The organism is Thalassobellus citreus (assembly GCF_044385915.1).
Classification (GTDB): Bacteria; Bacteroidota; Bacteroidia; order Flavobacteriales; family Flavobacteriaceae; genus Thalassobellus; species Thalassobellus citreus.
This window is the reverse complement of record NZ_JBISCC010000096.1, coordinates 1-3455: the sequence shown is the minus strand read 5'-3', so window position 1 is coordinate 3455 and position 3455 is coordinate 1. Positions and strand designations below refer to the sequence as shown.

Genomic DNA, 3455 nt, shown 5'->3' with positions numbered 1-3455 from the left:
GGTTGTTCAATCTTATTCGATTCTAATAATATTTTTATACCTCTGATTAGTTTTTCCTTATTCAGCCACAAAATAATTAAAATCAATATTTGATATAGAATAGCAGCTTTCAAAGCTCCTAAATGAACTCCAAAATAGATGTCTTGAAAAATTACATTTACTAATATAGTTGATGTAAATAAACAGCCAATAATTCGAGTTTTTTTGATAAGAATAAGAATTCCACTAATTATTTCAAAAATCCCTAAAGTCATAGCAAATGATTTTGAATAACCATAAAAAGCCCACATTAATTCCATTCCACTTAATTCTGAAACAGTTTTGTCAATTTCAGTGGCTCTATCAAATTGAATTAATTTAGCTCCTCCATAAATAAACATTGCAAAAACGATAATCCAACTGATGGCATTTTCAAATATTTCTATTTTATCTTTTTTATTCAAATTTATTTCTTTTTGAGTTTTGATTTTTGCTTGTTGCCAACGGTCTTGTGTATGATTAGTGGTGTGTTTTAAGTACCTAATTTAGTAAATAAATACTGAATAGAAAATCCGCGAGGATTTTCGTAAGTAGGCTCGAACTAGCCATTAATTATACACGTTGTTGCCCACTGGCTTTATTCAAATTTGTCTTTATTTATCGCACACGTTATTGATTCCATCATTGATTTATATAATTCCGTCGATAGTTTATTATAATTATCGTCAATTTCTTTTTTTTCAAATCCCATATCATTCCAGGAACCCATTCCGCCAAAAACAAATGCTTTACTTGCAGACATTAATAATTGTCGATTTTGTAAATCATAATTATTCCAACAAATTAAGTCATTGTGATAAAAGTCAGATTCAGGATTTTCGCTTTCTAGAGTTCCTTTGGCTGTTTCAAATATTTTTCCCCAATTCTCTGTCGTTTCTTTATAAGCAAAGTCAGTTATTTTTTCGAGACAAGTTTTTAAATTTTCTCTTGTTCGAATTACATCTAATTGTTGATTTATAATTGGTCGTTTTTCAATTGCTTTTCCGTAAGTGACTTGCCAAGGTTTTTCGATCAAATTCTTATCGTGATTCCATCTACTTATCCAAAAATCAGAATGTTTTGAATAAATCGTTTCTATAAACCAGTTTCCGCCACCTCCAACAAATCCAGCCATTTTATGGTCATCTTCTTTAACTGTTTGATAGAAAAGTCGAAGTTTTTTACAATTCTTAGACTTTAAATACTCAAACCATTCAATTGGATTTTTTGATACCGTAATTTCTTTTTTAGAACTGAAAATATTCTTTTTTTTCATTTCTCTAAAGTCTACAAAATCGCAATGTTGGAAAGTAGAGTTTTGAGGATAAAAATCTGTTAGCTTTCCATTTTTTAGATATTCATTTCCGAAAGATGTAATTGTAATAATTTGGGCTAATATTCCTGTCATTCTGGATTTTTTTCAGCTTGTGGGCAACGGTTACGTATAATATTAGTGGCGCGTTTAAGTACTAATTTAGTAAATAGAAACTTGCCAGCGGAAAATTCCGCAGGAATTTTCTAAGTAAGCTAAAACTAGCCATTAATTTTATGCTTTGTTGGCAACAGTATTTTTATCCTTTTTTCATTGATGTATTTACTAAAACCTCAAAATGAATGCGACTTGTATTTGATGTTACACTCGTCAATTCAGAAGATGCACCAGCTTTAAAAACTTGGGCAATAAAGATTCCACCACCCAATTTATCTTTTTCACCCTCATTTGTAGTAACTGCAACGTCAAAATTAATTTTTTTGTAATCGCTTCTGACTCCTTCCGAACTATTGGTTTTTTCCAAAATATAGTCATTAGCCTCCACTAAACCATCTACAATTTGTTTTATACTTTCTGCCACAAATTCTTTTAATTCCATAACTATTTTTTTAAATATCCTTTATCAATCATATAATTTTCAAAGTCCGATTTAAATGACTTAAAATCAAAATTCTTTAATTTTGACATTCGAGTAAGACTTTCAGATTCCGCTAATAATTCTTCACAAACTTTTTCAATTAACTCTGTTTTCTTAAGCTCAGAAACTTTGCCAAAATCAAGTTTGCACTTTATTTCTGCACAATTATTTGATTTTATTTCAATTCCGTCTACATAAGAAGTCCTTTCTCCAGGTCTATAAACAGGTCTTTTTTTCTTGAAAAATTGGTCAAACTCTGGTTTAACAGTTATTAGTCCAAAATATAATTCATTTAGGTCTTTTCCGTAATTCCGATTTTCAAAAAACGACTTAAAATCAATTGAAAGGTCATTTATCCAATTGTTTTGTTCTTGAGTTAGATTAGTATATTGTGCTATTCCAAAAGTCAATTTTACGCTTTTTTTATATTGTTGCCAACGGTTGTGTATAAGAATAGTGCGATTTTGTGTCCGAGGATTTTCCGTAGGAAAATCAGAGAGACCAAATGCGCACTAACCTTTAGATTTAGGAATAAATTTAAGCATTATTTCTTATACTTTGTTACTTGCAGTTTTTATTATATTCCGTTAATTCTTGAAAAATTCCGATGTCTGTCATAACTCCGAATTCGATTTTCGGCTCACATTTCACATTATTAAATATGATTCCATAAGGATGTTCTTCATTATTTAGTCGGTCAAGATATTTAATTCCGTTTTTAGTTGAGTATTTTATTATTCTTTTCGTTGCTATTATAACTTTTAAATTCGTTTTCGAGATTGAGTCATAAACTTTGTTTGTATAAAAACTAAAATCAGAATCTACTTCATAAAGTCCATCACTTTCTTCTCCGTATTTTTTGAGTAAATCTTCAAATTCTGTTTCATTTGGATGAAAAAATACAAGATTGTAATTGTCAATATTCAGAGTGTCAAGTTTCTGTTCGGTTTCCGATTCAGTTAGCTTTATTGATTCGTTTTTTTTAAAATTCTCAATGTTTTTTGGAATATCTTCTTTTACTCCTTTGGCAAAGTCAAACATTTCAATTCCGACATATCCAATTCCGATAATTAAAACTCCAATTATTGTTATTAAAATTCCTTTTTTCATTGTTGGTTTAAATTGCAAGTAACGGTTACGTATAATATTAGTGGCGCGTTTAAGCACTAATTTAATAAATAGAAACTAGCCAGCGGAAAATTCCGCAGGAATTTTCCAAGTAAGCTAAAACTAGCCATTAATTTTATGCTTTGTTGTGTGGCGTTTTTTCATTCCGTATAGGTTTATATTCATTCGATTTATGCCATTCTTCAACTATTTTTATTTTCCGAAACCTTTTGCTTATTAATAATTTCAAAACATTTTCCTCAATAGTCGATTCAATTTGTATCCAAAGTGGAATTTCATTTTTGTAAGTAACTAACCAGTCACAAACATCATTTACATTTAATTTTTTTCCAATTATGTTCGGCAGAGACCACAGTCTCATAATATCATCTGAATTTGTTTTTGATTCTTGTTTTTCAG

Annotated in this window: 6 protein-coding genes; all 6 read right to left on the bottom strand. The window is 29.5% G+C overall.

Annotation, left to right across the window (positions count from 1 at the left end):
- Positions 1-443: hypothetical protein (locus tag ACH5TX_RS01055; RefSeq protein ID WP_439337703.1), on the bottom strand; the 443-nt coding region annotated here is incomplete at its 3' end.
- Between the two features lie 173 nt (positions 444-616).
- On the bottom strand, positions 617-1426 hold the full coding sequence (locus tag ACH5TX_RS01050; protein WP_439337702.1) for a hypothetical protein: 810 nt from the start codon (positions 1424-1426) through the stop codon (positions 617-619).
- A gap of 163 nt (positions 1427-1589) precedes the next feature.
- Positions 1590-1889: a hypothetical protein gene (locus ACH5TX_RS01045; protein ID WP_439337701.1), complete on the bottom strand. Its 300-nt coding sequence runs from the start codon at positions 1887-1889 to the stop codon at positions 1590-1592.
- A gap of 2 nt (positions 1890-1891) precedes the next feature.
- The gene (locus ACH5TX_RS01040) at positions 1892-2338 is read right to left on the bottom strand and encodes an Imm44 family immunity protein (RefSeq protein WP_439337700.1); all 447 of its coding nucleotides are present in this window, start codon (positions 2336-2338) and stop codon (positions 1892-1894) included.
- A 151-nt stretch (positions 2339-2489) separates the two neighbouring features.
- Positions 2490-3038, bottom strand: coding sequence for a hypothetical protein (locus tag ACH5TX_RS01035; protein ID WP_439337699.1), 549 nt, complete (start codon positions 3036-3038; stop codon positions 2490-2492).
- Between the two features lie 133 nt (positions 3039-3171).
- Positions 3172-3455: hypothetical protein (locus ACH5TX_RS01030; protein ID WP_439337698.1), on the bottom strand; the 284-nt coding region annotated here is incomplete at its 5' end.